This window comes from Kordiimonas sp. (assembly GCF_048264555.1).
In the GTDB taxonomy this organism is placed as follows: domain Bacteria; phylum Pseudomonadota; class Alphaproteobacteria; order Sphingomonadales; family Kordiimonadaceae; genus Kordiimonas.
This window is the reverse complement of record NZ_JBLXCX010000005.1, coordinates 165436-190573: the sequence shown is the minus strand read 5'-3', so window position 1 is coordinate 190573 and position 25138 is coordinate 165436. Positions and strand designations below refer to the sequence as shown.

Genomic DNA, 25138 nt, shown 5'->3' with positions numbered 1-25138 from the left:
AAGCCCCCGGTGTCGTGTCCGGGCTTTTTTATGCCCAGAAATGTTCCAGCCGGGCGTCAAAAACCCGGTCATTCTTCTTCAAGGCATCTTGGATAGCACGGGCTTTATGCTCCGCCAAGCGTTGCACAATAACCTTTACCGCCAGCGTGCCATCACTATGGCGCGTGGTTTTAACAGATGCGGTATCAAGCGGGATGTTTTGGAAGTGAGCGAGAACAGCCTCTACCGCGTCGGGCGTGAGGCTAACAAGTACGTCAAAGCGATTTGCAATTTCTAATGGCGCGGTCATGGCGCGCAGCTCCTGTAAGCGTATGGGTGATGGATCGAACGAAAACGTCCCGGCTTTCCTTGGAAGCCGGGCTGATCATTCGACACCACATTCGCTTATGCGCACCAAAACTTGTCATGGGCGCGACCGTAATGTGGAGAGATTGGGAAATCAACCCCTCTCGTATAGTGGATGACGGAATTCTCAGAGCGCTGTGAAGGTACCGGCGAGCCCGGTGGCAACGGTGATCAGAAAGAGGGTCATCGCCGCAATGGATATAAGCGCGAGGTGTGGCCCCGCGAGGATCAGCGCCCAACCTTTCTCGGGCATAGGACCACGACGTACAAATGCGATGGCAAGGAGAGGCAGGCTCAATACCAGCATCAGGCCGATGTTGAGAGCTGTGCGCCAGAGAGTGACCAACACCGGGATATCCCATTCATACATGGCAACAGGCCAGAGGGCCCATTCAGCATAGAGCGCACCGCCGATGAGCGCACCACCAGTGAGGGAAAACAGGGCCATGCGCCGCCAGGGTTTGCCAAGCTTGCTGCGGAGGTGAAAAACCGCGCTCGCGAGGGCCGCAAACACCCACGGCAACAAGGACATAAGGAACGGGATATTGCCCATCAATCCGGTGTAGCGATACAGCACACCATCGAGATAGAGATAGCCCCCGGCGCGTACAGGGCTGAAGGTCAGACGTTCACCGCTATCGCTTCTATAGTGATAGGGCGCAACGGGATGGAAGGTCACACTGCCCTGAGCGGGCGCGGCACCAGCGGCTTCAGGCACGGGACTGTTGAGCATGACGCGCAGTTTGCCACCCTCAAGCTCGCTGACCCTGATCCAGTTTTTCTGCATGTTTTCGAGGCGGGTATGAAGCCAGGCGGAGGGCCTGTCTGCGCGAGTATAGCGCCCGGCAATGTCGGTGGGTAGTGTAAGCGCCCGTGCGGCATTCATGCGGCCATCTGGTATGCTGTGAGGCGGGAAGTTTTGCTGTGCGATGCGCCAGACGGTTTGCCTGAAACTTGCGACAGGGCCGCCAGCCATCACGCTTGGTGCAATAAACGCTACCCCTTCACGCGGGAAAACAATAAAGCCCGGATTTATTTCTACCCAGGAACGACCGGCTCGTTCCCGCAGATATCCGGCAGCACTTCGTTCCGGACCGAGCGGATGGAAAAGCCACAACACCCCTTGCGTGAGCATCTCATAGCTCTGACGGCTGAGGTAGGCGCTGCCGTCCGATTGTTCGTTTCGCAGCAGCAACACCGCCATACGCGCCAAAATTCTGGGTGAAAGTGTGACGGGTTTTGTGACGGGTGTGGCGGAATGTGTGGCGCTGATGCCAAGGGGAATGAAAAACTCACGCTCAAGCACATCCTGAAGGCTTAACCCCGATGCCTTGATGATCAGGGCCTCAAGCAGGCGCAGACCAATGGGGTCCGGCGCGCTCACTTGCCCTGGTGCGCGCAACTCAATTAGCGAGGTGTTTAGGTGCGTGGGCATGTTAAAACCTGTGGACGGAACAGCAAAGCCCCCCGTTTCCGTGAGCAGGTGCCTGAGCGTGAGCGCGACCTGAAAAGGGTTTTTCTCAATATGCTCAGGCAGGACCTGGGCCACAGGCGCGTCGAGCGTGAGCTTGCCTTGGTCTATCAGGCGCAGAGCGGTGAGGGTGAGCACAAGCCGCCCAGCGTCGTGATTCTGAAATCCTGAAGTGGCGGTGTCATCATCGAGGCCGTGGATAGCGCTGCCGTTCACGTAGAAGGCGTCTGGTGCTGCGCCTTTAAGGGTTGGCAACACATCATCCGCGCGCAGCACAACAGATTGTGCCCACGCTGGCATGGACGAGAGCAATATTAGAACAAAAATGGCTGCGCGCAGTATCTGCACCTGAACGTAATCCCGCATGGTTTTATCCTCACGCGGATTAAAGCACGAAATCAGGTTCACCCGCTATAGCGGATAAGCCCTTATGCTGGCTTAGAATTTAAACTGTAGGGCTGTGCCGCTTACGAACTGGGTAGCCGAGCCGTATCGCCCACCGGAAAGCGGGCTGTCGGCGGCGCTGCCGAGCATGCGACCGAGCGAGACAAGGCCAAGAATGCGGGCGCGGTCATTGATACGGAGTGCCCCAATCACGTTGATAGACAGTTCAGACACACCGCCATTTGCTTCAAACGCCTGAAGGCCGGAGGTTGAATTTGCCGCCTGCTCTTCGGTCACACCAAAGTTGGTTTGCATGGCTTTTTTAGACAGCCATTTGCCGCGAATGCCTGCGCCCATAGCAAAATTACCGTTCTGATAAATACCGTGGCCTGCGGTCAGACGGATCTGTGTACCTTGCCCGGCACCTAGGGCTTGCCGGATATCACTGCTGATAAGCATCTGGTTATTTGAGTAACGCGCGAACACACCCACATCAAGCGTGGTTGAGATATCCCCCATGCCTTCAAGCGCTTTGTTCGCGCTTTCCTGCCGCCCGAAATGCAGGTTCAGGAGTGGCCCAGCTTCAAAATTGCCCTTTTTATAGGCGGAATAGGTGAACTGGCTGCCGTTCAGGCGCCATACCTCTTTATAGCGCACGTCAATCAGCGGCATGATGCGGAAACGATAGTTGTTGGAGCCGTCATAGTCCGGCATCCAGCCCATGCCCACACCGATGCGCGCGTTTACTTCTTCCGAGTCCAGATCACCGGGCCAGAGAAGGTCGATCCCCTCCTGCACCGCGCTTAGTGCGTTATTGAACCGGTCGGCCAAGTCAAAACCTTCCGCCGCTGCACTTTCCGATAAAGTGAAGGTTAAAGTTGCAAGTGCGACCGCACCTGAAGCTCGTTTATATAAATGTCCTATCCGCAACACAGGTCCCCAAGTTCCTGCGGCTTTGCGCAAAACCAAGATCGCATATCCGCTGTCGTGTCTACATTATCATCCGGTACAAAAAGGTGAAAATATGGCGCCAAATTGTCCGAAAATTTTTCGTGTTGGTTGTGTTAGGTATAAGGATAACGTTCAGCCTTGCGATGGGAAGTGAAAATCTCAGCGGCTGAATATTTTTTAGGTTTTAGGGGCTTGGTTAGGGCACCCGCCGGGCCAACCGGTAAAAGCGGCCCATCTGCAGCACCCATGAAACCACCACCCCGATCAGCATGCCTTCCATCAGCCCCTGCAGGCCGTGCCCGACAGGGAACGCCAGAATATAACAGGCCGGAAGCATCACAAATGCGAAGGATATGCCCTGCAAAACCGTAGGCCACCAGGTTTCCTTATAGCCGCGAAGCACCATGGTCATCACCATTTGTGATGCGTCAAACACCATGCCGAGGGTATAGGTCAGCGCGAACGGCAGCAGCAGGATGATGATGCGTTCGTCCTTGGTGAAAATGGCCAGAAGATCGGCCGTGAACATATAGATGCCCGCGGCCAGAATGCCGACAATCAGAAAATTAAGCAGCACGCCCGCGAGACCCGCAAGCGCGGTATCAGCCTGATCCTTGCGGGAGAAGGCAATGCCGACGCGCACGCTTGAGGCCACCCCAATCCCGATAGAGATCATCAGCGGTACGCCAAGCACCTGATAGACCACACCGTGGGCCGCAAGCGGCACGGTACCAAGCCAGCCTGCGAAAACCGCAAGGGCAGAGAAGGCGAGAACCTCAGCCGCTAGTGAGACTGCGCTCGCATATCCCATCTGCCGCTGGGCGGACCATTCGCTCCATTTTTGGCCATGGGGTTTGCGGGTGCCATAGCCGCGCACGCTGGGTGAATACCACACATAAAGAAACGCACCGATGGCGAGGCACCAACGAATGATGGTGGAAGCCCAGGCCGAACCTGCCGCCCCCATCTCAGGGAAGCCACCATGGCCGAAAATCAGAAAATAATTGAAGATGACATTGAGCACATTGGCGCCCATCATCAGGTAGAAGCCAACATCTGCGCGCTTGATACCCTCAAGGAACATGGTGGAACACACAAAAAGCAGGTGCCCCGGTACACCAAGCGCGAGGATGCGAATCAACTGGCCGCTCTCGTGTGCTTTCTCGGTGGTTTGCCCGAGGAGGGTCAGCCAATATTCCGCAGGCCAGATAGCAGCAAGAATGACAGCGCCGACTGCGGCCGTGAACGGCAGGTTGCGCCGCCACACACGCCCCGCCTCACGGTTGTTGTCTTCCCCGATAGCATTGGCCACATAAACGGTGATGCCGCCAAGAAGGCCAAGGCCAACTACCAGCGCGAACATGATCACAGACTGGTTGGCAAGGTTAAGCCACGCCAGATGTTCGGTGGCATAGTGGCCCACCATGGCCGTATCGACCATGCCAAGGCCCATAATGCCGATCCGCATGGCAACCGCAGGCAGGGCGAGCCGCGCCAGTTCGCTGAAATGGCGCTTCAGGCGTTCACGCAGCCACGTGAGGCTGATCTGATCTGCGGTGTCAGTCATCGGCTCGCTGCCTTTATTGCTCTTGCGTTATTGTTTCGGTCGCCTGTTTGTTGGCAATATGATACTGCTAGGCCTGTTTCCAGCATGTGGCAAGCATTTGCACAGGCTTGAGCTTAAAAAGAAAAAACAATCCAAAACCTCGGGGGAGGTGTCGGTGACACAAGAAAATAATACTAGCCAGGGGCCCATTACACATGGTGCTTATCCTGAGCTTTCCTCTCACGCTATTATCGTTGGTTATATCCTTGGTGTCGTTATTGCGATGTCCATCGGGTTTGCCGCGCTAAAGCTTGGGTTCTCTATTGAAGGGTCGGAGCTTGCAGCCATTCTGGGCTTCGGTATTTTGCGCGGCATTTTGCGCAGGCGCTCAATCGTTGAAAACAACGTCACCCAAACGGTGGCAAGTGCTGTGAACGGTGCTTCTTCGGGTATGATGTTCTCCGTGCCTGCCATTTTCATCCTTGGGTACGGGATGGAATTTAACCCCTATGTGCTGACCTTTGGCGCGATTGCAGGGGCCTTCCTGGGCATTGCTTTCATCATTCCACTCCGGAAACAGATGATCGATTTTGAGCGGCTGACCTATCCGGGCGGTGTGGCGGTAGCCACCATCCTCAAGTCACCCGGCGCCGGGATCGAGAAAGCCAAGATGCTTCTTATCGCCATGGTGATATCGGGTGGTTTGCATTTCGCGAGCCTATATTCCGGTGTTGAAAACTGGCCGCTTTTTGCGCAGCTTGGTTTGCCAGATTATATGAACGGCACATGGTATCTGTCTCTGATGACCATCGGTGTTGGGTATATCGCAGGCCGGGGCGGCGTTGCTTTCATCATCGGTGGTTATGTCTGCTATTTTGTGCTTGCGCCTATGCTTAGCGCTACAGACCTTTTCCCGGTGGTGGACGGCTCCATCATCAACAACCCTGGTCAGTTGCGTACACTGCTGTTCCGTCCTGTGGGTATTGGTATGCTGATCGGTGGCGCGGTGATCGGTGTGATGTTCGCGCTGCCGCTTATCCGTTCGGCGGTCAGTTCCATGCAGTCTTCCGCCAAGGTGGAAAGCGCCATGAGCCGGGACGAGATGCCTATCAAGCTATTGTATTTTGGTGTTGGCGGCGCGGCTGTCCTTCTTGCGGTTATGGCCATTACCTCTGCAGAGGAAGTGGGCATCGTGCGGGGCCTGATGATGGCAGCACTTGGCACACTTTGGATATGGATGGCAGGCATCATTCTTTCTGAAGCGATTGGGCGGACGAACTGGTCACCGCTCTCCGGTATGACACTGGTGGCTGTTACGCTACTGATTGTGATTACACAGAGCTTTGGCGGTATGGACGCCATGCCAGCCATTGTGGCGGCCATCACTGTGGGGGCTGCGACCTGTGTCGCCATGAGCCAGGCAACCGACCTGATGCTTGACATGAAAACCGGTTATCTGGTGGGCGCTACACCGCGCATGCAGCAGCTTGGTCAGTTCGCTGGTGCATGGCTTGGCCCGATTGTGATCATTCTGCTGATCTTCGTGTTGCATGACGCTTATGGCCTTGGATCAGACAAGCTACCAGCACCACAAGGGCAGGCGCTTGCAAGCATGGTGAACGGCATTATGGGCGGCGACGTGCCCACCGAGAAATACATCGCTGGTGCCTTGCTAGGTGCGCTTCTTTCTGCGGTACAGGGTGGCCTTGGTATTACCGTCGGTCTTGGTTTCTACCTGCCGTTTAATATCGTGTTGACATACTCGATCGGGACACTCCTTCGCGAGATTTCCGACCGCAAGTGCGGCAAGTCCTGGTCTGACAACAAAGGCATTCCAATTGCGGCGGGCCTGATTGTCGGTGAGGCGCTTGTGGGCGTTGGTTATGCCATCAACATCATTGCATCAGCAAACTAGGGGAGTAGAGGACATGAAAAATCTAGCTTACCTTCTTGTCGTATTTTCTTTCCTTGGTGGTGCGTTCTTGACGTCTCTTGACCCGCTGATGGTTGACTGGACAACCTTCCTGCCGGTGGTGTTCGCCGGTGTGGTGGGCGTGATACTGCTCAAGCGGATGCAGGCTGCGGAAGCACGTTCAAGCGACCTTTTGGCGCAAAACCGCAAGGATCTGGAAGAAAGCCTGGCCAACATCGTCAAAAACCTTGAGGAGCTGAACGGCCGCAAAGACAAGGTGCCAACCTATGACATGCGGTTTGAGATCGACAAATTGTTCAGGGATGACCTGACCCGCTTTGCCGATGCCCGTGAAAGCATGAAGCACCTTTTTGGCTTGCAGGCTTATGCGGATATTATGTCGAGCTTCGCGGCCGGGGAGCGGTATATCAACCGGGTTTGGTCTGCGTCCACCGACGGATATATCGACGAAGTTTTGGCTTATGTCGAAAAATCGTTGAGCCAGTTCGAGCATGCTCGGGAAGAATATGCGAAAGCCGTGGCAGCGCAAGCTGCCTAGGCCACAGGCATAATAAGATAAAGCGGCGGCCTTTATGGTCGCCGTTTTTTTGACTGCAGCGCCACACTGTTAAACTGATACGCACGGCAATAGACACAGTGAAAAAATCGGCCTAGGGTCGGCGACATAATCTTTAAAATAACCGAATGCAAGGGGGCGTTTATGCGCAAGTTTTTTGTTTCAGCGGCCATGGCTGCGGTGACCTTCGGGGCGGCTTTGGCGGCACAGGCTGCAGAGACGGTGATTACAGCAGACGCCATGCTGGATGTGACGAATGGCAAGCTGCTTGAGAAGCCCATGATAGTGGTGCGGGACGACCGCATTGTCGCTATCGGAAAGCAAGGTACATTCACCGCAGGTGAAGACGCTCAGTATATCGCGCTCGACGGTATGACCCTGCTGCCCGGCTTCATGGACATGCATGTGCATCTTTCATCAGATGCGGAGACCCCCTTCTTTGCCAGCATGAGCTATTCTGTGCCGCGCCAGACAGTGGTGGCGGTGAAAAATGCGAAACGGACGCTGATGGCGGGCTTCACCACCGTACGTGATCTGGGGGACAGCGGTTATTCGGTCATTGGTGTGCGGGACGGTATCAACGCGGGCGAGATTGTTGGCCCTCGCATTTTCTCGGCCGGGAATGCGCTGAGTATTACCGGTGGGCATTGTGATGACAACTTCCTGCCGCCCGAATTGCATGTGCGGTCTGGCGGTGTGGCAGATGGCCCTTGGGCCGCGCGCGAGAAGGTGCGCGAGAATATCAAATATGGCGCGAACGCCATCAAGTTTTGCGCAACGGGCGGTGTATTCTCCAAGGGTACCAAGGTTGGCGTTCAGCAGTATTCGCTGGACGAGATGAAGGCGATTGTTGAAGAAACCCACAGGCGCGGCCTTGTCGCCGCCGCGCACGCGCATGGTACAAGCGGTATCAAGGCCGCAATTGTGGCGGGAGTAGACTCGGTCGAGCACGTAAGCTTTCTGGATGATGAGGGTGTGGCGCTCGCGAAGAAGTTTGGCACCTACTTCTCGATGGATATTTATAACACCGAATACACGCTGACCTTCGGTGCCGAAAACGGTGTGCCGGAAGAAAACCTCAACAAAGAACGTCAGGTCTCAAAAGCGCAGCGGGAGAGCTTCACTCGTGCGGTTAAAGGCGGGGTGAAAATGGTGTTTGGCTCCGATGCGGCGATATACCCGCACGGTGACAATGCGAAGCAGTTTTCGCGCATGGTGCAGTTTGGCATGACCCCGCTGCAAGCATTGCAGGCAGCCACCATTAACCCTGCAACACTGATGAAACAGGAGCGTGACCTTGGGGCGCTCAAGGAAGGTTTCCTTGCAGACATCGTGGCCGTGAAAGGCAACCCGCTTGAAGATATCACGGTGACGGAAGACGTGAGTTTTGTGATGAAAAACGGCGTGGTTTACAAACGCTAGACATATGATGAGGGGCGAGGGCATGACACTTTCAAAACGGGACTTTCTAAAATTTGGTGCGGGGGCTGCAGCAGGTGCGGCCGTGCTTGGGGCAGCATCTGCCAACATTGTGCATGCGGCGGAGCCAGCTCTCTCTCGCATCACAGCGGATGTGAAGCCAATAGGCGTTGAAGAACGTAAAGCCCGCGTCGCCAAAGCCCAGAAGTTGATGGTTGAGCATGGCCTTGGTGCGATCCTCCTGGAGCCCGGGCCCGCGATGCTCTATTTCACCGGTATCAGTTGGTGGCGTAGTGAGCGACTGACGGCTGTTGTCATCCCTGCTTCGGGTGAGATCGCTGTTGTCACCCCTTATTTTGAAGAGCCGAGCGTGCGTGAAAGCATGACCTTTGGTGATGATGTGCGCACCTGGCATGAACATGAAAGCCCGTTTGAACGCGTGGCGGGCATCCTTAAGGATCGAGGCCTGACCGGCGGCAAGATCGGCTTTGAAGATACCGTCCGCTACTTTGTGGTGGAGGGCATGAAAGCGGCTGCGCCGGGGATTGAGATCGCTTCGGCCCTGCCGGTGACGCTTGGGTGCCGCATGTATAAATCTGCCCACGAAATTGCGCTGATGAAAAAAGCCAACGAGGTTACGCTCAAGGCCTATGAACATGTGTGGCAAAAGCTTGAGGCTGGCATGAGCCCCGGCGATATCACGGCGCTCATGGGGTCAGCACAAGCGGCACTTGGTGGTGGCAGTATCTGGAATATGGCCCTGATGGCGGAAGCGAGTGCTTACCCCCACGGCACCGGTCAGCCACAAACCTTGAAGGAAGGTGACATCGTGCTGATGGACTGTGGCTGCGCGGTTGAGGGCTATCAGTCTGACATTTCCCGGACCTTTGTGTTTGGCGAGCCAAGCAAACACCAGCGTGAGGTATGGAATACTGTGCGCAAAGGCCAACAGATCGCATTTGAGACAGCCAAGCTTGGTACGCCCGCCGGCAAAGTGGATGATGCCGTGCGCGCCTACTATGAAGCCCTGGGCTATGGCCCGGGCTATAAAACGCCGGGGCTTAGCCACCGGACCGGTCACGGCATTGGCATGAAGGGCCATGAAAGCGTGAATTTTGTGCACGGTGAAACCACACCGCTCGCGCCGGGTATGTGTTTCTCGAACGAGCCGGGCCTCTATATTTTTGGTGAATTCGGCGTGCGCCTTGAGGACTGCCTTTATATGACCGACGAGGGGCCAGCTTGGTTTACAGTGCCCCCGGAAAGCCTTGAAAAACCCATCGGCAAAATGGGGTAAGACCCTGATTTGAAACCGAACTGTCATGTTTACCTAAATTTTTTCTAGGTAGGCGGGCGGCACGTTCTCGGGCATGGTGCACGGCGTCGACTGGTGATCGACAGACTGCATATTGGGGGCGTGCCATTGATGGGGGTGGCATGCCTCTCTTTTTGCTGGGCGGACAAAACCGGGTTGCAGGTGAGGAATAAAAAAAGGCGATGCCGTTGGCACCGCCTTTTCTTTTGTGAGTGGGAGAAGCGCTGTTCTAAGCTGTCGCCTCTTCTTCCCTGATCATGGCGATGCGGTAGGTCCATTTGCCATAAGCGTAGAGCCCAAGCGCAGAGACAATGCCCACTGTTGCCATCAGATACCAGACGGCGCCGATATTATTGGCCGCATATAACTGCTGTGTCAGTACGTCTGCTGTCTGTCCCGTCACCTCGATGAGCTTCTGGAAAGCCTCGCCATTTGGCACCGCAGCGATTTGCTCAGGTGTCAGATTATGCTCAAGCAAGGCCTTGCGGGATATCTGTTCCTTGGAGGCCAGTTCGCCATATAGATAGAAGCCGATAAAACCTTCGCTCATCCAGCCAATCGCAAGCGGCAGCTGTGAGAAGCCCAGATACATGGCTTTCTTCTGTGGCGGTGCGATATTGCCGATATATTCGCTGGATTTGGGGCTCGCGAGCATCTCACCAAAGGAGAAGATGACCACAGCAAGCACGATCAGCCACGCATAGTTGAAACCACCAAAAATCAGCAAAGCGCCTGAGGCCAGGAATGTCCCGATCGCCATTGAGTTGGCGGCCTTGAGCCTCGCACTTGCCCCTGCGACCAGAAAGCAGATCAGCATGATCAGGAGCGAGTTAAGGTTGACCATGCCTTCGGGCATGATCATGGTGCCTTCATTGTTCATGGCAAAGAAGCGGATCGCAAAATCGCTTGGACCTTCAGCGCCCCAGACGTCGCGGACGATCACGCTGGTGTCTACCCAGTCTCGGAAGAAAAGCGGCCCGATATCCCAGAAGATATAGAGCATGAACCAGAAACCCGAGAACAGCACGATGTACCAGATAAGGACAGGGTTCGCGAGTTCGGACAGGCTATCCCGCCACAGGGGTTTTTCGGTGATTTCGCCACTTTTGACCTTGGCGCGGTGCGCGAGGCGGTCGTCCTTGCCCACCTCCTTGTAGGTCATCAGCAACAGGAAGTTGAGCGAGATGATGGCCGCACAAGCATAAAATACATAAGCCCATTCAAGCTGCCGCATATAGGCCGCGACAACAGGCCCCAGAAAACCGCCTATGTTGACGGTTTGGTAGAACACGCCCCATGCGATGGAGCTGTTTTGTCGGTTGGTGGCCTTAACGATAGTGCCCTGAATGCCGGGTTTGAAAATGCCGGTGCCGAACGCCAGGACAACAGCGCCAGCCATGAAGCCCCAAAACGTGGGAAACAGGCCCATTAAAAGGTAGCCCATTATTTTGAACACGGTTGAAGCGAAAATGGTCTCTTTGTAGCCGATGCGGTCCGAGATGCCGCCAGTAAACACGGGCACAAACGTTTGCACAATGACCCATACACTCATGATGATGCCCACCTGGGCTTCAACAAGGCCAAGGCCGCCATTGGATGCGGCATCGGTGCCGTAAAGTCCTGCCACTTGCCGGGTGCCGTAGAACGCGAGACGTTCCACCATCTCCATGCCGCCGCACACCCAAAATACGTAGGACAGGCTGGCGATGGCCGCGAATGTCCCCAATTGTTTGACGTCCTTCACCGAGGTGGTGTGGAGGTCAGTCTTTCCCTCAGACATAGTCTCCCCTTCTCCCTTGTGCCCTAGTGCTTCTATCTCATATGTCGCCCGGGCCTTTGTTGGGCGCGTTCCGCGCCAGTACTGCTGCGTCATTAAGACGAGGGCCTGCCGTTACGTCAACGTCAAACGGACGAGAGGTCTGATTGCTGCGACAATCTGCGCCGCAAGCGTTCGGTGAGTGCCAGACGCTTTCCTTCTTGTTGCACGGGGGTATCAAAGATACGGTGAGGATCACGAGGGGCAATCAGTACAATAGGGTCAGATGAGCGAAGAGCAGGAAACAGTGCCAAAGCAGGTGACGGACCAGACCCAGAAGGGTGCCACGTCTGTGGGCAAATCCATGTCATGGATGTTTGCGGCCCGAGGCTTACAAGCCGTGGTGCAACTTATCAGCTCAGCCTGGATTGCCCGGCTTTTGAACCCCAGCGAAATTGGTCTGTTTGCGATCTCCTTTGCGGCACTGATGGTTGCGAACGGTGTGCGGGGTCTTGGTGTTAACCAGTTCCTGATGCAATCAAAAACTATTGAGAAGGGTCGTATGCGATCAGGCTTCACCCTGGTTTTTGGTTTTGGTGTAATATTGTGCACGGGCTTCAATGTAGCGGCGGGGCCGCTGAGTGAGTATTATGGTCAACCCGCCATGGCCGTTATGCTGCATATCCTGAGCCTCAATTTTATCATTTTCCCTTTCCAGATGATGATACAGACCCGCGCCGCCCGTGCGCTTGAGTTTGGATTTCTGGCTTCCATTGAATTTGCGGCCACGTTGTTATCGGCTTTCGTGTCTGTTGGGCTCGCGCTTTTGGGCTATAGCTACTATGCGCTGGCGGCAGGGACAGTATCATTTCTGGTATTTCATACGTTTATCTGCGCTACCCGGCATTTGCATCTCAGCGATTTTGGCATAGCGCTCAGCCATGCCAAGGAAGCCCTGTCTTATGGTGGCTGGATAGCAGGTTCCACCTTTGTCACCATGGCGGGCAATTCGGCCCCTGACCTGATTGTGGGTAAGTCTCTCGGGATATCGGCAGCGGGTCTCTATGACCGTGCAGCAGCTATGAACCGTATGGTGTGGGACCAGCTGTTTGGGGTGATTGGTGCTGTGCTCTTCCCGACGTTCGCAAGCGAGAAGCGCGAGGGTCACGAGATGGGCAACGTTTATCTATACAGGTTGCGTGCGATTTCAGATTTCCTATGGCCAGCCCTCATATGGCTCGCGGTATTTGGCGACCATGCGATCCTGTTGCTTTATGGAACGCAGTGGGAAGCCGCAGGGCCACCGGCCCGGGCTCTGGCGCTCGCAGCCATAGCAAGCGCGCCCTTTTTTATTGGCCGCGAGTTGATGTTTGCTCTTGGTAAAACCAAGGTGTCCTTCACCGTCGACCTTGTTACGTTTTTCGCGCGCGTTGTTGTACTCGCTCTCGCTGCACCATATGGCATACTCGTTATGGCGCTTTCGTTTGTCATACCAAACCTCGTGTTCACGCTCGTCTCTCAGGTTGCGCTGTCAAGAATGGTCGATATCTCCATAGGCGATATTCTGCGTGCGATCTGGCCGCCTGCCTTGATGATGACCCTATACGGTATGCTCATGTTGATCCTGAGGGATTATCTGGAGGCACTTCACATTACCGCACCGTTTATGAACCTCGCGGTCAGCGGTATAGTGACGCTTATTTTGGCACCTTTTCTCCTGTTTTTCTTCCGCTCTCCGCTCGTTGCAACCTTCAACAAGTTGCGCGGCAGGGCCGTTAACGAATAAGTTATGGTGTGATACTATCCTGAGGCGTAAACCTGTCTGGAGCCAAGATCATCCCTACCTCGCTTGACCAAGAAATGCCTCAAACCAGAGAGCAGCACGATTTCGAGCTCTATTCCGTGCTTGATGCGGAAGACGTGCGAGCAAAATATGAGCATGTGGATAAGGGGCTCAAATATTTTGAGGCTAAAACCGGCGGCAAAAGATTTCCCAACCGGGCAGATGTTCAGCCTTCTGAGTTGAAGGATATTCTGCCGGAGGTCTGCCTTTTTTCCCTTCTGTATGATGACGAAGGTCTGTTCTCCAATGCCATTGTCCAGCTGATGGGCACCACCGTCGCCAGTTTCTATGGCGAAATTACCGGGCTCACCGTCACCGAGGGCGCAGCACCTGAAGTGGCTGAGCGTATTCTTGTGAGCTGCCGCCGATGCGTGGAAACGCGCCGCCCCGTATACGCCGAAACCGCAGCGCTGTCTGATGAAAAAAGCCACCTTAAAGTAGGTGTGCTCTATGTGCCACTTTCCGAGGATGGCGAGTGTATCGACCGGCTTTTCCTTCATGTAAAAGTAAGCTTGCGTTCTGGCGGTATCGTCTGTGCTTCTGAGCCTGATTAACAAATCGTAAAAGGGTTTCTGCCATCATGGGCTGTATCAGTCCTGAGTAGCGACGCGCCCTGCCGGTCCTGAGGGTGAGTTGCACGACAACCTTTGCTCGAAGGACGTATAATGTCCGATGACTATGTGATCATCGAAGACGATGATCTGCGGATCGAAGATGATGAACCGGCAACAAAAAACGCCAGATCTCCTTGGCGTCTCCTCATTGTAGACGATGAACCTGATGTGCATGTGGCGACCAAGCTCGCGCTCAAGGGCTTTGAATTTGACGGGCGACCGCTCGAGTTCCTGCAGGCAAATAGTGCGTCGGAGGCGCGTGTTATTTTACGGGCTGAATCGGACATTGCGGTCGTCCTGCTTGATGTGGTGATGGAGAACGACTCGGCGGGGCTCGATCTCGTAGAATTTATCCGTGGTGAGCTTGAAAACCATATGGTGCGTATTGTGCTGAGGACGGGTCAACCGGGTCAGGCGCCTGAACGTGACGTGATCGTGCGCTACGATATCAATGACTATAAAGAAAAAACCGACCTGAGTGCGACGAAGCTGTTCACGCTGATGTACGCCACACTTAGAAGCTATCGCGATATTCATATTATTGAAGCCAGCAAACGCGGCCTTGAACGTGTGATCGGAGCGTCTGCCCAGATGTTCAAGGAACAGTTTCTGGATAATTTCGCGAGTGGTGTGCTTGAACAAGTTTCATCGCTGGTGGTGGGCGGGCTTGATGTTGCCTTTTCGCTTGAGGAGGCCGCTGCCGCCACCCATGACCGTAAGGAGATGACGCTTGTGGCGGGCACGGGGCGGTTCAGCGAGAATGTTGGCCAGTCGGCGTGGGGCGTTTTGCCAGGCAAAGTCTCCTCCGCGATTGAGGAACATCGTCAACGTGGCCGCGGTGAATATGGTTTCTGGGTCGACGGCTCTTATGTAGGCATGGTGGTTGGAAACTCGGGCCGTGCCAGCATTCTCTATCTGGTGGGCGAAGGGCACCCTAAGGAGATTGATACCCAGCTCATCCAGATATTTGTGCGGAATGTATTGATCGCAGTTGAAAACCTTTACCTCCGCAACACGCTGGTCGATACGCAGCGCGAGGTGGTGTACCGCCTGTCAGAAGCTGTTGAAACTCGCAGCAACGAGACCGGGAACCATGTGAAACGCGTGGCGGAACTATCAAAGCTGCTCGGTAAAGCAATGGGCATGAATGAGCATGATATTGAGGTTCTGCGCCTTGCATCCCCGCTGCACGATATCGGCAAAGTGGGTATCCCCGACGCTGTGCTCAACAAGCCCGGAAGGCATACCGAAGACGAAACAGAGATTATGCGCAGCCATGCGCGGCTTGGGTTTGAGATATTGCAGGGTTCTGACCGGGAGCTCTTGCGTGTGGCTGCTGATCTCGCGCGTGATCATCATGAAAAATGGGATGGTAGCGGCTACCCCCGTGCTTTGAAGGGGGAGGAAATTTCACTCGCCGGTCGTATCACTGCCATCGCAGACGTGTTCGACGCCCTATTGTCTGAGCGGTGCTATAAACCGGCCTGGCCAGAAGATGACGTACTTGCGCTCATAGAAGAAGAGCGCGGCAAACATTTTCAGCCCGAGCTCGTTGATGCGCTCATGGCACACCTGCCGGAGATCAGGCAGCTGTATGTCAAGTATCATGACGAACCGGTGCTGGAGTTACCAGACGGCGGGAAAAGCTGATGCTTTCGGGCGAGGTGGGTGACGGCCAGTTGGTGGCCGTACAAGTTGCCTACATCGTTTATGATGCTGCCGGGCGGCTACAGTCCTATAACGCGCGAGTGCCGGAGATTTTCCCGGCTTTTGCCAAACAAGACATGACCGGGCGGACACGGGATGAGATCCGCGATGTACTGCGGCAAGACGATGCTTTTCGCAAAACCATTGACGATCTCAAAGAGCACACAGCGGGTGACAAGCTCCTGTCGTCCGACATGGGAGGCTTTCGATTTGGCGAGGACGGGGTTTTCGCGATTGATGATTTGCCACTGCCGGATGGCGGGGTGGTCACCCTTATCCGGGACCTGTCCGCTAAAAAGCGCACCATGGATGCCGTTGCACGCATGGACGCGGCGCTTACGAAGTTAGCTGCAGAAGAAGCGATATATAACGGTACTAAAACGCGGGCTTACGAGATTATAACCGAGGTTGCTTGTGAAGCATTGGGCGCTTCCCGCACCGATATATGGCTACTGAATGTGGACGGTACAGCGCTTTACGCACAGGAAAGCTACTGGCAGGCTAGCGCGGGCCATCAGGATCTGGGGCGTGTGGACGAAGCCGCCTGTCCCGCTCTTTTTCAAGCGATAAAAACCACGAAACCTAGCAGCATCCTTCCTGTGGCAGAGGCGCCGGAGCTTGAGGGTTTTGACCTGCAGATGGATACGGCCTTGCCATTTCAGTCTGTGCTTCTCGTTCCTATATGCCGTGGCCCGCGCGCCGTTGGGGTTGTGCTGGTGGCGGAAGCCGATTGTGAGCGTATCTGGACTGTGAGCGAGATATCTTTTGTTTCCTACCTGAGTGGACTGATCATTCGCATGCTGGAAGCTCATGACCGGCAAGTAGCGGAGGAAGGCTTGCGCGGCTTCAACGAAATGCTGGAAGCGCGGGTCAAAAGTCGCACTCAGGAGCTTGAACAGGCTATGGAAACCCTGAAGCTGGCGCAGGATGAGCTGATACGAGCGGAGAAAATGGCATCGCTCGGTGGCTTGGTGGCGGGCGTGGCGCATGAAATTAACACCCCGCTTGGTGTGGCGCTGACCAGCATCACCCATATGGCGGAGGAACTCACGGGGTTTGAACGAGCGGTTAAAAGTGGTTCCATCAAGCGCTCTGACCTGAGTGGGTTCATGGAGGCGGTAGCAGAAGGCACGATGGTTGCCGAGCGAAACCTTGAGCGGGCGGCGCATCTTGTCAGAAGCTTCAAGATGGTTGCGGTTGACCAGACAGCGGATGATGTTCGTGAACTGGATGTTGGCGCCTATATCTGCGAGGTGGTCGACAGCCTTAAACCCACCCTCCGGAAAAAAGGAGTTAGGGTTTCCGCCGACCATAAACCCGGGCTGATCATGCGCACCGCTGCGGGCGACTTGTCCCATATCCTTACCAACCTGATCATGAACGCAGCGCTGCACGCCTTTGAAGACCAGTCCACGGGTGAGAAGGAGATTTCGGTGCGTGCAAAAAAAATGCGCGGCAATGTGCAGCTGGAAGTGAGCGACAATGGCCGGGGTATAGCAAAAGAGATCAGGGACAAGATATTTGACCCGTTTTTCACGACAGCGCGCAACAAGGGCGGCTCAGGCTTTGGGCTCAATATCGTCTATAACACCGTCTATCAGAAACTTCGCGGCACTATCGCTCTGGAGGAGGCGGAGGGGGGCGGCGCACGGTTTATCATCAAGCTGCCGCTTGAAGGTACGGGTGTATAAATAAAAAGGCGCCACATCTGCGGCGCCTTTCGTATTGCTACGGTGCCCGGGTTTTAAAGTTTTTCTGGGTAAACCGGTTGAACATCCACTGGGATATTTGCCGTCCGCTTGATAGCGGCTTTTGCTGCATCGTCCAGTTTGCCATAAGTATCGAGGAAGTTTTTGGCGGCAGCATAATCACCGTCCCCTTGAAGTATTACGACCGTGCGGACGATATCGGTCACCGAGGTCTCGAGCCTATCAAAGTCCAGCGTGTATAACCCGCTCTCCGCATCTATGGTGAAGGCGCCTGCTTCCTGCAATTTGGCGTACTGGAAGGCTGCGCCTTTCCCGTGCGCTTCGTCCGTCCCAAATCGCATGGCGCGGAAGATGCCGACAAAATAGCTTGCCAGCAGGTTGTCCCGCTCCACTTTCGGCAGTTCGCCTTTTTCCATCATGAAGAGAATGTTGTAGACACCCATGACGTCGGCTTTACCTTCTTCAACGGCTGAATAGAGCTCTTTCAGCTCTGCATTCACGGTGGTCTCAACGCCATCTTTTGTGATGGTGCCAGGCCCCAGACTGTGGCTCAGTTCATGAAAGAGTGTTTCAAGCGCCATATATTTTGCCATCAGCTTTTCAGCTTGCGCGGGCACGAGGATATGCTCTGCCATCGGCGCCAGGATCAGTTTGAATTTCGCTTCAAGTACATTGTTCAGGAGAACCTTCTTTGCGCCCTTGGCTTCCCTCACACGCTCATCATTTGGCAGGTTGAAGGCGATGGTTTGAACGCCCGGCACATTGTCGCCGCCGCCGTGGATTTGCTCCGTTGCGGCGATAGGGCTCGCGAACCCGCGTTTGAAGTTTTTGTAGGTTTCGTCCACTGGCAGGTTGGCTTCCATGTCACGCAGGTAGTTTTTGTACCGCGCAACTGCCGCACTTTCTTCCGGGTCTTTGATGGTGATGAAAGCCTCATACGCTGCCTTATATCCGAACAGGCCATCGGTATAGACCTCATAGGGCCCGATCGCGACTTCGATCGGGGTGCCCTCCAGGTCCATCCAGGCAATCTCGCTTTCAAAATATTCGTCCGTCAGGAAGCTTTCTGCGCGTTTAGACAGGAAATCTTTCAGGCTGGCGTTGCTGGTGATCTCCGCTGCTTCCCGAAGGGCTTGTGCCGCTGGTTCAAGCCACTCGCGGTAATGCTCGCGGTAAGGGATGGCGACAAGCTTGTCCCCGTCTCGGCGAATAACGGTATAAAGGCTCGTGAACGCTTCGCGGTCTTCGGGGTGGGCCTCAAGCCAGGCGTTAAATTCTTCCTTGCTCATATCCTCCGGGTAGAAGGCAGCGCCTGCGGGCATCTCTTTGTCACCATAAAACGGATGTGCTTCATCAAGCGTATCCCATGGGCCAAAGTGCAGGTCGAACATATCGAGCAGCAGGTCTTTGTCGGGAAGGCTGGACGATGCGATTTCCGCCCTGATCTCAGGGTTATGCTCACTGCGTTGGCGCAGGTAGATGTCCGACATATAATTTGCAGCAACAATCAGCTTGTTGACGACGGCTTTCTCTTCATCCGAGAGGAAGCTCGTGTCGGTGTTCATGTCGATGCGGGCGATCTTGGCGCGTTGGGCCGCCAGGTTGTAGGCATCTTCTTTTGCCGTCATATGTCCAGGCCCGGCAGTGGCCTCTGGAGCAGGCTCCTGTGTGCAACAGGTTTTTTGCTGCTCATTATAATAATAGTAGGCACCAGCCACCACGATCGCGGCGGCCGCCAAGCCCAATATGCGTTTAGACATCAGTGTCCCTTCCGTCTTGTTCTTTAGTTTCGCCCAGAAGCATCAAGGTCCTGCAGCATGATTTCAACCGCTTTCTCAAGCTGTTGATCCTGCCCTGTTTCTTGCGCTTTAGGCTCGTTTTTCACTTTGATGGTGGGCTCAAGCTGCTTGTTCTCAAGCCAGTTGCCGTCGTTATCTTGTATGCCAAGCTCCGGGACGCCAAAAACAACATCCCCGCTCATCAAACCCTCCCACCACACATAGCTACAGGTGCCAGGAACCGGCATGCCAATGGTTTTGCCCATCTCAAGGGCTGTGTAACCGGTTGGGAAACAATGACCGTCTGAATAGTTGCCTTCATTCATCAGCACGATGGAGGGTTTGGTCCAGCGTGTCAGCGGCTCGCCTTGAGCTTTCCGTCCATTGGGTACATTGGTCATATACTGCTTGCCGCCCAGCAGTTGAATGAGGTCGTCCGTCAGGTCACCACCACGGTTGAAGCGGGTATCCACAACAATGGCTTCTTTGGCCATGCCGCGGCCGAACATCTCGCGGTAGACGCTTCTGTATGTGCGGTCGCTCATATTAGGGACGTGCACATAGGCCAGCCGACCGCCGGAGAGTTTGTCAACCAACGCACGGCGGCTTTCGACCCATCGCTCGTACATCCAGTCGGATTCGTCATCAAGGCTGGCGGGTTTCACCACAATATCAAAAGCGTCACCTGCCCGCCCCTTGAAGGAGAGGCGCGTGCGTTTGCCAGCTGTACCTTGAAGAAGGGCATGGTAGTTGACGCCGTTACCTAGTTTCACACCATTGATGGCAGTTAGAACCGACCCGTTTGAGACAGCTTTGTCTTGCTCCGTGATGGGGCTTTTGGGCAGCACCTCAGCAACCTTGAAGCTGCCGGGCTCAAAGAGAAGGCCAAGCGATGCCGTGGCGTCACCCCCCAGGTTCGGACGGTACCGCCCGCCTGTGTGCGAGGCATTCAGTTCGCCCAGCATTTCATCCATCAGCTCGGCAAAGTCACGGTTGTTGCCGAGGGATTTGATTTTGCGAGCGTAGTCGCGGTACATCGCATCCCAATCAGCACCGTGGAAGTCGGGCCGGTAGAATTTATCGTTCACCTGTTGCCAGATATGCTCAAAAAGATACTGACGTTCGGCACTTGGGTTCACACTCAGATTCGCGGCAACCTTGATGCCCTTTGGTTTGGTGCTCCCGAGATCAACTTTTTGCAAAGCACCCCCCGCCAAAACAAAAAGGCTTTTGCCATCTTCGGATAGTTCCATGGAGGCATAATCGGCGCCGAGAGGCAGGAGTTTTTTGGTCTCCTCTTCGCGGAAGTCATGGACCCAAAGGTCATAACCGCCCTCAAAGGCAGAGAGATAATAAAGCTTGTCTGCGTCTTTGCTGAGAACAGAACCGGCCAGGTCTGATGAATGAATGGTCAGGCGCTTCTGGCGGTCCTCGATACGAGCCCAGTCGATAGTGATGGGATCGACTTTCTTGTCTTCCTCGTCACCTTTTTTGTCGTCGGCCTTCCCGCCTTCCTTCTTCGCCTTTTTGGCTTCTTCCTCCGCTTCCTTCTTGAGGGCAAACTCCTCCGCATTCAGGTTGAAGGTATCCCAGGCATCTTTGTTGAGGAAAGCGGCGTGAATATCAAACTGGGTGCCATGGCTGCCATGATCCCGCTGGCCAAACCGTGCGGTCGACCATGTCACGATACCGCCTGAGCTATGCCAGCTTGGCGCAATGTCGGTATAGCCCGAGAGGCTGATATCATGCGGCGCTTCGCTTCCGTCCGCTTTTACAACGGCAATGTTGGTGAAGAAGAGACGACCATTGGGCGCAAAATCCACCGTCAGCCACTGGCTATCAGGCGCCCATTCAAATGTGATGTCCCCATCCACATAGGAATAATTATAGTCTTTGGCGAGGGTCGTCGTGATTGCCCCACTGTCGCGGTCAAAGACGTTGAGGGCATTTCGACCTGCAATGAAAGCAACTTTCTTGCCGTCAGGAGATGATTGTGGCTGGAAGGCGTTCTCGTCAGAACTGAAAAGCAGATTTTCCTCAAGCTTTGTTGCGGTGAAGAAGTAGGGCTCTGCCTCGTCAGCACGCTTGCTTTCAAATATCTGCCATTTGCCGTCCCGTTCCCCGGCGTAGAGAAGGCCGTTGCCATCGGGGGTGAAGGATACGTGGCGTTCGCGTACCGGGGTTTCTGTAATACGGCGGGTCGTACCATATTCTGTGGCGGTCACAAAAACATCGCCGCGCGCCACAAAAGCTATTTCCTTGCCGTTTGGCGACACCGCAAATTCTTCGATATTGTCAGCGACCGGGAAAGTTTCCACGGGCCGACCATGACCATCGGCAGCAAAGGTCACATCCACCAGTTTGGGACGACCACCGGGCACAACTGTGTATAGGTCTCCGAGATAGAGGTAAGCCAGTTTGCCTTTCTCATTACCGCTGGTGGCCATGCTGAGCGCACGCGCTGCATGAGGCCCGTGTTTGGTAATCTGCTCGGCTTCGCCGTCCTTATTCTGGTGCCAGACATCGAAGGTGCCGTCGCGATCGCTCAGGAAATAAAAGCCGCCCTTGCCGTCAGGTATGGGTGTGTGGTCGCCAGCGGCCTCGGTGGTCAGTTGGGTGTGGGTGCCGGATTTAGGGTCCAAAGCCCAGATGTCACGGGCGAAGGCAGATCTGTCATGTTTGCGATTGGCGGCTTCGTAGGCTTTTTCCTCCCGGTAGAGGATCGTTTTGCCGTCACTGGCCCAGCGCGCTTCTGTTATGCCGCTTGCGGACACCTGCTGTGGCGTGCCGCCGGTGATTGCCACCTCATAAAGTTCCGGCACGCGACCTGTCGGGAACAGCGCTGTTTTTGCGGATTTTAGCCGTCCGCTCGAAAACAGCACCTTGTCACCCGCTTTGTTGAAATCTGAGGGGATGTCATCGTTGCTGTGGAAGGTTAGACGCTTGGCTTCGCCGCCCGCTGACGGCATGACATAAACATCAAGATTGCCGTTGCGGTCACTCGCGAAAGCGATGGATTTGCCGTCATGCGACCAGACGGGGTGGCCCTCCCAGGCGGCATTCAGGGTAAGCGGAGTAGCGGTGCCGCCGCCAGATGGGACACTGTAGATATCACCCCGGTAGCTAAACGCGATAGTGCGGCCATCTGGAGAAATTGCTGCATGGCGCAGAAAGTTTGGTCCAATCTCTGCGCTGGACTGCGCGACTGCGCCGGATGTGAGGCATGTGGTAACCAGCGTCGCTGCAATAGCGCCACGCTTCATTTTCTTGCTGAACATAAAATCCCCCTGTCGTCGCTGCCCTGATCATCAGCTTTGCCGATGTTGTCCCCATGGCAGTTGGCTATGTTTGCGAACCATACGCTTATTTTCCTGCCACCCGGAAGTTACTTTTGCAACTGTTTCGGCGACAGAAAGCGATGCTTGGTGAGAGTTCTGCGACAAGGCGTTTGGGTGGGGGAGGAGTGTTATGTTTTCGCAACAAAAAAGGGGCGGAAAACCGCCCCTTTCAGTAACCAGGTGAAACCCTGATTAGAGAACTTGAATGTCACCAGCAGACATACGACCGCGACGGTCTTCAACCAGCTCGTAAGAAACAGCCTGGTTGTCGTCGAGAGTCTGAAGGCCAGCGCGCTCCAGTGCAGAAATGTGCACGAATACGTCATCGCCGCCAGCTTCTGGCTTAATGAACCCAAAACCTTTTGTGGTGTTGAACCACTTAACAGTACCTTTTGCCATAATCATGGTCTCCATAATATCGCGAAGTCAGTCTTGGCATCGGTGTTGTTAACAGGTCGGTACCAGGCAGATCAGTCGCAGTCCGCATGCGGGGCGCAGACAATTGAACCCACGCACCATGCATGCGCACCTTATAACAACCATCGGTACTGTCCAGCGGAATCAAGCTACAGTTTGGTTAAATTTTCGTGGCTGTGGCTCAAATATCGCAGCAACCACAACGTTTTGAGCAGTGTGGTGTTAACCAAGCTGCCTTTCTTCAAGGGCACGAAGATCGTCTGGTGTGTTTATATTCATCAGGGCCGTTCGCCAGTGAACGGGAACCGGAAGTTCCGTTAGGTCAAAGGCTGATATGAGATCACGCATGCGCTCAGTGCTGGCATGGACCGCGCTGGCTTTGGCGGCGCGCACATAAAAAGGCAGGTAGAGATCATGGAAATAAGCGCCCTTTTCGTGAGCAAGAAGCTCATAGAGCTGTTCTCGCCCAAGCTCAGGCATATCAACAGGTATCACCAACAGATTCATAGGTTTGTCCTGACGGCGTAGCCAATTCCTTATGGCGCGGGCAGGGCCGAGATGAGGTTCCGTATCACGGACGCCGTACTTGGTATCCTCCCGTCCCAAAACCACGATATCGCCGACGGGTAGGTGTCTGAGAAGGTCGGTGGCACGATCAAGCAATGATCTGCTGCGATATATCAGGCCCGCTTTGTCTTGGCCCATGCGCCGAGATTGCCCGCCCGCCAGAATGAGGCCGGTGATTTTGTGCGTCTCTGTTTTCGGTGATGGATCGCCCTTCACACACAGTTCCGTTCTTGATCTCTATTTATATTTTAGCAAAACATGATAGCTATGGAGCACGTGGCCGACGATAGAAAACGAATCGGAAAGGCGCGTTAATAGGTCTGCGTTAAGCATCCCTATATCTTTGGTTTATAGAATCCGTATCACTCTAGACATAGGGAAGATTGTCCGTGGGTGTTAATGGAACTTTCTGAGGGTGTGTTGCAAATATGCAGCAGTGAGCTTGGCGAGCAAGACTGACTACAATAAAGTAACGAAAAATACAGGAAATCCTGAAATATTTCGAAAGTTAAGGCGTGTAAAAAAAATAAAAAATGGGGCGGAGAAAGTAAAACACCTTCTCCGCGACCAAGGTAAAACATGAGAGGAAACACCAAAAGTGTTTCACCCTCTATGACAGCGGGAATTGGGGTTTCCCTCCAATTTTTTTTATTGATGGCTTATTTCCATAGATTTATTACTTTTCAGACCGAAAGATTAGCACAGAGATTTCGGTTTATTGGGGCTTTGGGCGCAATAGTTTTTGCTCAGGCTTACAGGGATAGGATCGATAGTTTTTGCTTCAGCGTACACCGCATATTGGCTTGGTTTCCGACGGCTTCGCGACACGACGCTCTGACGAAGAAACATGTGAGTCAGCTGTGAGTGGGATTTTGGACGAAGTAACCCGCAAGCGGAATGTGCGTGCCCTTGAGCGTTGTATCAAGGAGCACCACGGAACGCTGGTTGGGTGGCTGACCAAAAAGCTGGGCAGCGTATCCGATGCCGCCGATGTGGCGCAGGATGTTTACATGCGCGTCTACAGATTTGCGTCTGTTGAACGGATCGATAACCCGCAGGCGCTTCTGTTCAAGACTGCAGCCAATCTGGCGATCAACGAGTTGAAACGCCGCGGCAGGGTTCTTAGTCGACATGTGCAGGTTGAAGAGGACGGCGTGGCGGACACTGTGGCCGCTGTCCCATGTGATGACCCAACGCCTGAAGAGGCGCTTGGTCACAAACAGGATGTCGATGCGATGGTTCAGGCCATTCGCCAATTGCCGGAAAAGGCTCGGTCGGCATTCGTGAAAAATCGATTTGAGGGAAAGACCTACTCAGACATCGCACTGGAGTTGAGTGTGTCGGAGAGTACGGTCGAGAAATATATGATGGATGCGCTCAAGAGATTGAGAGCGCGTCTTGTTCGTAAGGAAAATAGTACAGTTTTGCCACTTCCGCGCAAAGCGCGACGAGGCAAAAGCTGAGTTTCTAGGGGGCAGTAAAGGGCCTT

The 25138-nt window shown here is 54.6% G+C and carries 18 protein-coding genes; 9 read left to right on the top strand and 9 right to left on the bottom strand.

Annotated features, from left to right (window positions below; translation table 11 throughout):
- Nucleotides 1-28: 28 nt before the first annotated feature.
- From ACN0XZ_RS14660 to ACN0XZ_RS14645, 4 genes are all read right to left on the bottom strand, one after another.
- Entirely contained in the window at nt 29-289 is a 261-nt protein-coding gene (locus ACN0XZ_RS14660) for a hypothetical protein (protein WP_417458535.1), read from the bottom strand.
- 183 nt (nt 290-472) lie between these two features.
- Nucleotides 473-2182 carry a serine hydrolase gene (locus ACN0XZ_RS14655; protein ID WP_417458534.1) on the bottom strand — a complete coding sequence of 570 codons (1710 nt, stop codon included), beginning with the start codon at nt 2180-2182 and terminating at the stop codon, nt 473-475.
- Between the two features lie 72 nt (nt 2183-2254).
- Complete coding sequence (locus ACN0XZ_RS14650) at nt 2255-3031, bottom strand: MipA/OmpV family protein (protein WP_417458533.1); 777 nt, start codon at nt 3029-3031, stop codon at nt 2255-2257.
- Nucleotides 3032-3347: 316 nt separating this feature from the next.
- Nucleotides 3348-4718, bottom strand: coding sequence for an MATE family efflux transporter (locus ACN0XZ_RS14645; RefSeq protein ID WP_417458532.1), 1371 nt, complete (start codon nt 4716-4718; stop codon nt 3348-3350).
- 154 nt (nt 4719-4872) lie between these two features.
- Between ACN0XZ_RS14645 and ACN0XZ_RS14640 the strand changes: the two genes are divergently transcribed.
- The 4 genes from ACN0XZ_RS14640 to ACN0XZ_RS14625 all read left to right on the top strand — a co-directional run bounded on the left by ACN0XZ_RS14640 (nt 4873) and on the right by ACN0XZ_RS14625 (nt 9902).
- Nucleotides 4873-6612, top strand: a complete 1740-nt coding sequence (locus ACN0XZ_RS14640; protein WP_417458531.1) for an OPT family oligopeptide transporter — start codon at nt 4873-4875, stop codon at nt 6610-6612.
- Nucleotides 6613-6625: 13 nt separating this feature from the next.
- Nucleotides 6626-7168, top strand: a complete 543-nt coding sequence (locus ACN0XZ_RS14635; protein WP_417458530.1) for a hypothetical protein — start codon at nt 6626-6628, stop codon at nt 7166-7168.
- 162 nt (nt 7169-7330) lie between these two features.
- On the top strand, nt 7331-8608 hold the full coding sequence (locus ACN0XZ_RS14630; RefSeq protein ID WP_417458529.1) for an amidohydrolase family protein: 1278 nt from the start codon (nt 7331-7333) through the stop codon (nt 8606-8608).
- Between the two features lie 22 nt (nt 8609-8630).
- A complete protein-coding gene (locus tag ACN0XZ_RS14625; protein WP_417458528.1) occupies nt 8631-9902 on the top strand; it encodes a M24 family metallopeptidase in 1272 nt (423 codons plus the stop codon).
- 247 nt (nt 9903-10149) lie between these two features.
- Here the strand turns inward: ACN0XZ_RS14625 and ACN0XZ_RS14620 are convergent, their stop codons facing one another.
- Nucleotides 10150-11700 carry an MFS transporter gene (locus tag ACN0XZ_RS14620; protein ID WP_417458527.1) on the bottom strand — a complete coding sequence of 517 codons (1551 nt, stop codon included), beginning with the start codon at nt 11698-11700 and terminating at the stop codon, nt 10150-10152.
- Nucleotides 11701-11962: 262 nt separating this feature from the next.
- On the opposite strand from ACN0XZ_RS14620, the gene ACN0XZ_RS14615 reads away from it, so the two are divergent.
- The 4 genes from ACN0XZ_RS14615 to ACN0XZ_RS14600 all read left to right on the top strand — a co-directional run bounded on the left by ACN0XZ_RS14615 (nt 11963) and on the right by ACN0XZ_RS14600 (nt 17531).
- Nucleotides 11963-13462, top strand: coding sequence for an oligosaccharide flippase family protein (locus ACN0XZ_RS14615; RefSeq protein ID WP_417458526.1), 1500 nt, complete (start codon nt 11963-11965; stop codon nt 13460-13462).
- 74 nt (nt 13463-13536) lie between these two features.
- Nucleotides 13537-14073, top strand: coding sequence for a PAS domain-containing protein (locus tag ACN0XZ_RS14610; RefSeq protein WP_417458525.1), 537 nt, complete (start codon nt 13537-13539; stop codon nt 14071-14073).
- 111 nt (nt 14074-14184) lie between these two features.
- Nucleotides 14185-15783: a DUF3369 domain-containing protein gene (locus ACN0XZ_RS14605; protein ID WP_417458524.1), complete on the top strand. Its 1599-nt coding sequence runs from the start codon at nt 14185-14187 to the stop codon at nt 15781-15783.
- The gene (locus ACN0XZ_RS14600) at nt 15783-17531 is read left to right on the top strand and encodes a sensor histidine kinase (protein WP_417458523.1); all 1749 of its coding nucleotides are present in this window, start codon (nt 15783-15785) and stop codon (nt 17529-17531) included. Before ACN0XZ_RS14605 ends, ACN0XZ_RS14600 begins: the two co-directional genes overlap by 1 nt.
- A 53-nt stretch (nt 17532-17584) precedes the next feature.
- Here ACN0XZ_RS14600 and ACN0XZ_RS14595 read toward each other — a convergent pair whose 3' ends face one another.
- The 4 genes from ACN0XZ_RS14595 to mobA form a co-directional block, all read right to left on the bottom strand.
- Nucleotides 17585-19309: a dipeptidyl-peptidase 3 family protein gene (locus ACN0XZ_RS14595; RefSeq protein WP_417458522.1), complete on the bottom strand. Its 1725-nt coding sequence runs from the start codon at nt 19307-19309 to the stop codon at nt 17585-17587.
- A 23-nt stretch (nt 19310-19332) separates the two neighbouring features.
- The gene (locus ACN0XZ_RS14590) at nt 19333-22605 is read right to left on the bottom strand and encodes a S41 family peptidase (protein WP_417458521.1); all 3273 of its coding nucleotides are present in this window, start codon (nt 22603-22605) and stop codon (nt 19333-19335) included.
- A 252-nt stretch (nt 22606-22857) separates the two neighbouring features.
- Nucleotides 22858-23064, bottom strand: coding sequence for a cold-shock protein (locus ACN0XZ_RS14585; RefSeq protein WP_417458520.1), 207 nt, complete (start codon nt 23062-23064; stop codon nt 22858-22860).
- 240 nt (nt 23065-23304) lie between these two features.
- On the bottom strand, nt 23305-23865 hold the full coding sequence (mobA, locus tag ACN0XZ_RS14580; RefSeq protein WP_417458519.1) for a molybdenum cofactor guanylyltransferase: 561 nt from the start codon (nt 23863-23865) through the stop codon (nt 23305-23307).
- A 644-nt stretch (nt 23866-24509) separates the two neighbouring features.
- On the opposite strand from mobA, the gene ACN0XZ_RS14575 reads away from it, so the two are divergent.
- Nucleotides 24510-25112: an RNA polymerase sigma factor gene (locus ACN0XZ_RS14575; RefSeq protein WP_417458518.1), complete on the top strand. Its 603-nt coding sequence runs from the start codon at nt 24510-24512 to the stop codon at nt 25110-25112.
- The last annotated feature ends 26 nt before the right edge of the window (nt 25113-25138 follow it).

Excerpts from the sequence above, each read along its gene's own strand:
- ACN0XZ_RS14660 (WP_417458535.1), bottom strand. The coding sequence starts at position 289 with ATGACCGCGCCATTAGAAATTGCAAATCGCTTTGACGTACTTGTTAGC.
- ACN0XZ_RS14655 (WP_417458534.1), bottom strand. The coding sequence starts at position 2,182 with ATGCGGGATTACGTTCAGGTGCAGATACTGCGCGCAGCCATTTTTGTT.
- ACN0XZ_RS14645 (WP_417458532.1), bottom strand. The coding sequence starts at position 4,718 with ATGACTGACACCGCAGATCAGATCAGCCTCACGTGGCTGCGTGAACGC.
- ACN0XZ_RS14635 (WP_417458530.1), top strand. The coding sequence starts at position 6,626 with ATGAAAAATCTAGCTTACCTTCTTGTCGTATTTTCTTTCCTTGGTGGT.
- ACN0XZ_RS14630 (WP_417458529.1), top strand. The coding sequence starts at position 7,331 with ATGCGCAAGTTTTTTGTTTCAGCGGCCATGGCTGCGGTGACCTTCGGG.
- ACN0XZ_RS14625 (WP_417458528.1), top strand. The coding sequence starts at position 8,631 with ATGACACTTTCAAAACGGGACTTTCTAAAATTTGGTGCGGGGGCTGCA.
- ACN0XZ_RS14620 (WP_417458527.1), bottom strand. The coding sequence starts at position 11,700 with ATGTCTGAGGGAAAGACTGACCTCCACACCACCTCGGTGAAGGACGTC.
- ACN0XZ_RS14615 (WP_417458526.1), top strand. The coding sequence starts at position 11,963 with ATGAGCGAAGAGCAGGAAACAGTGCCAAAGCAGGTGACGGACCAGACC.
- ACN0XZ_RS14610 (WP_417458525.1), top strand. The coding sequence starts at position 13,537 with ATGCCTCAAACCAGAGAGCAGCACGATTTCGAGCTCTATTCCGTGCTT.
- ACN0XZ_RS14605 (WP_417458524.1), top strand. The coding sequence starts at position 14,185 with ATGTCCGATGACTATGTGATCATCGAAGACGATGATCTGCGGATCGAA.
- ACN0XZ_RS14600 (WP_417458523.1), top strand. The coding sequence starts at position 15,783 with ATGCTTTCGGGCGAGGTGGGTGACGGCCAGTTGGTGGCCGTACAAGTT.
- ACN0XZ_RS14595 (WP_417458522.1), bottom strand. The coding sequence starts at position 19,309 with ATGTCTAAACGCATATTGGGCTTGGCGGCCGCCGCGATCGTGGTGGCT.
- ACN0XZ_RS14590 (WP_417458521.1), bottom strand. The coding sequence starts at position 22,605 with ATGTTCAGCAAGAAAATGAAGCGTGGCGCTATTGCAGCGACGCTGGTT.
- ACN0XZ_RS14585 (WP_417458520.1), bottom strand. The coding sequence starts at position 23,064 with ATGGCAAAAGGTACTGTTAAGTGGTTCAACACCACAAAAGGTTTTGGG.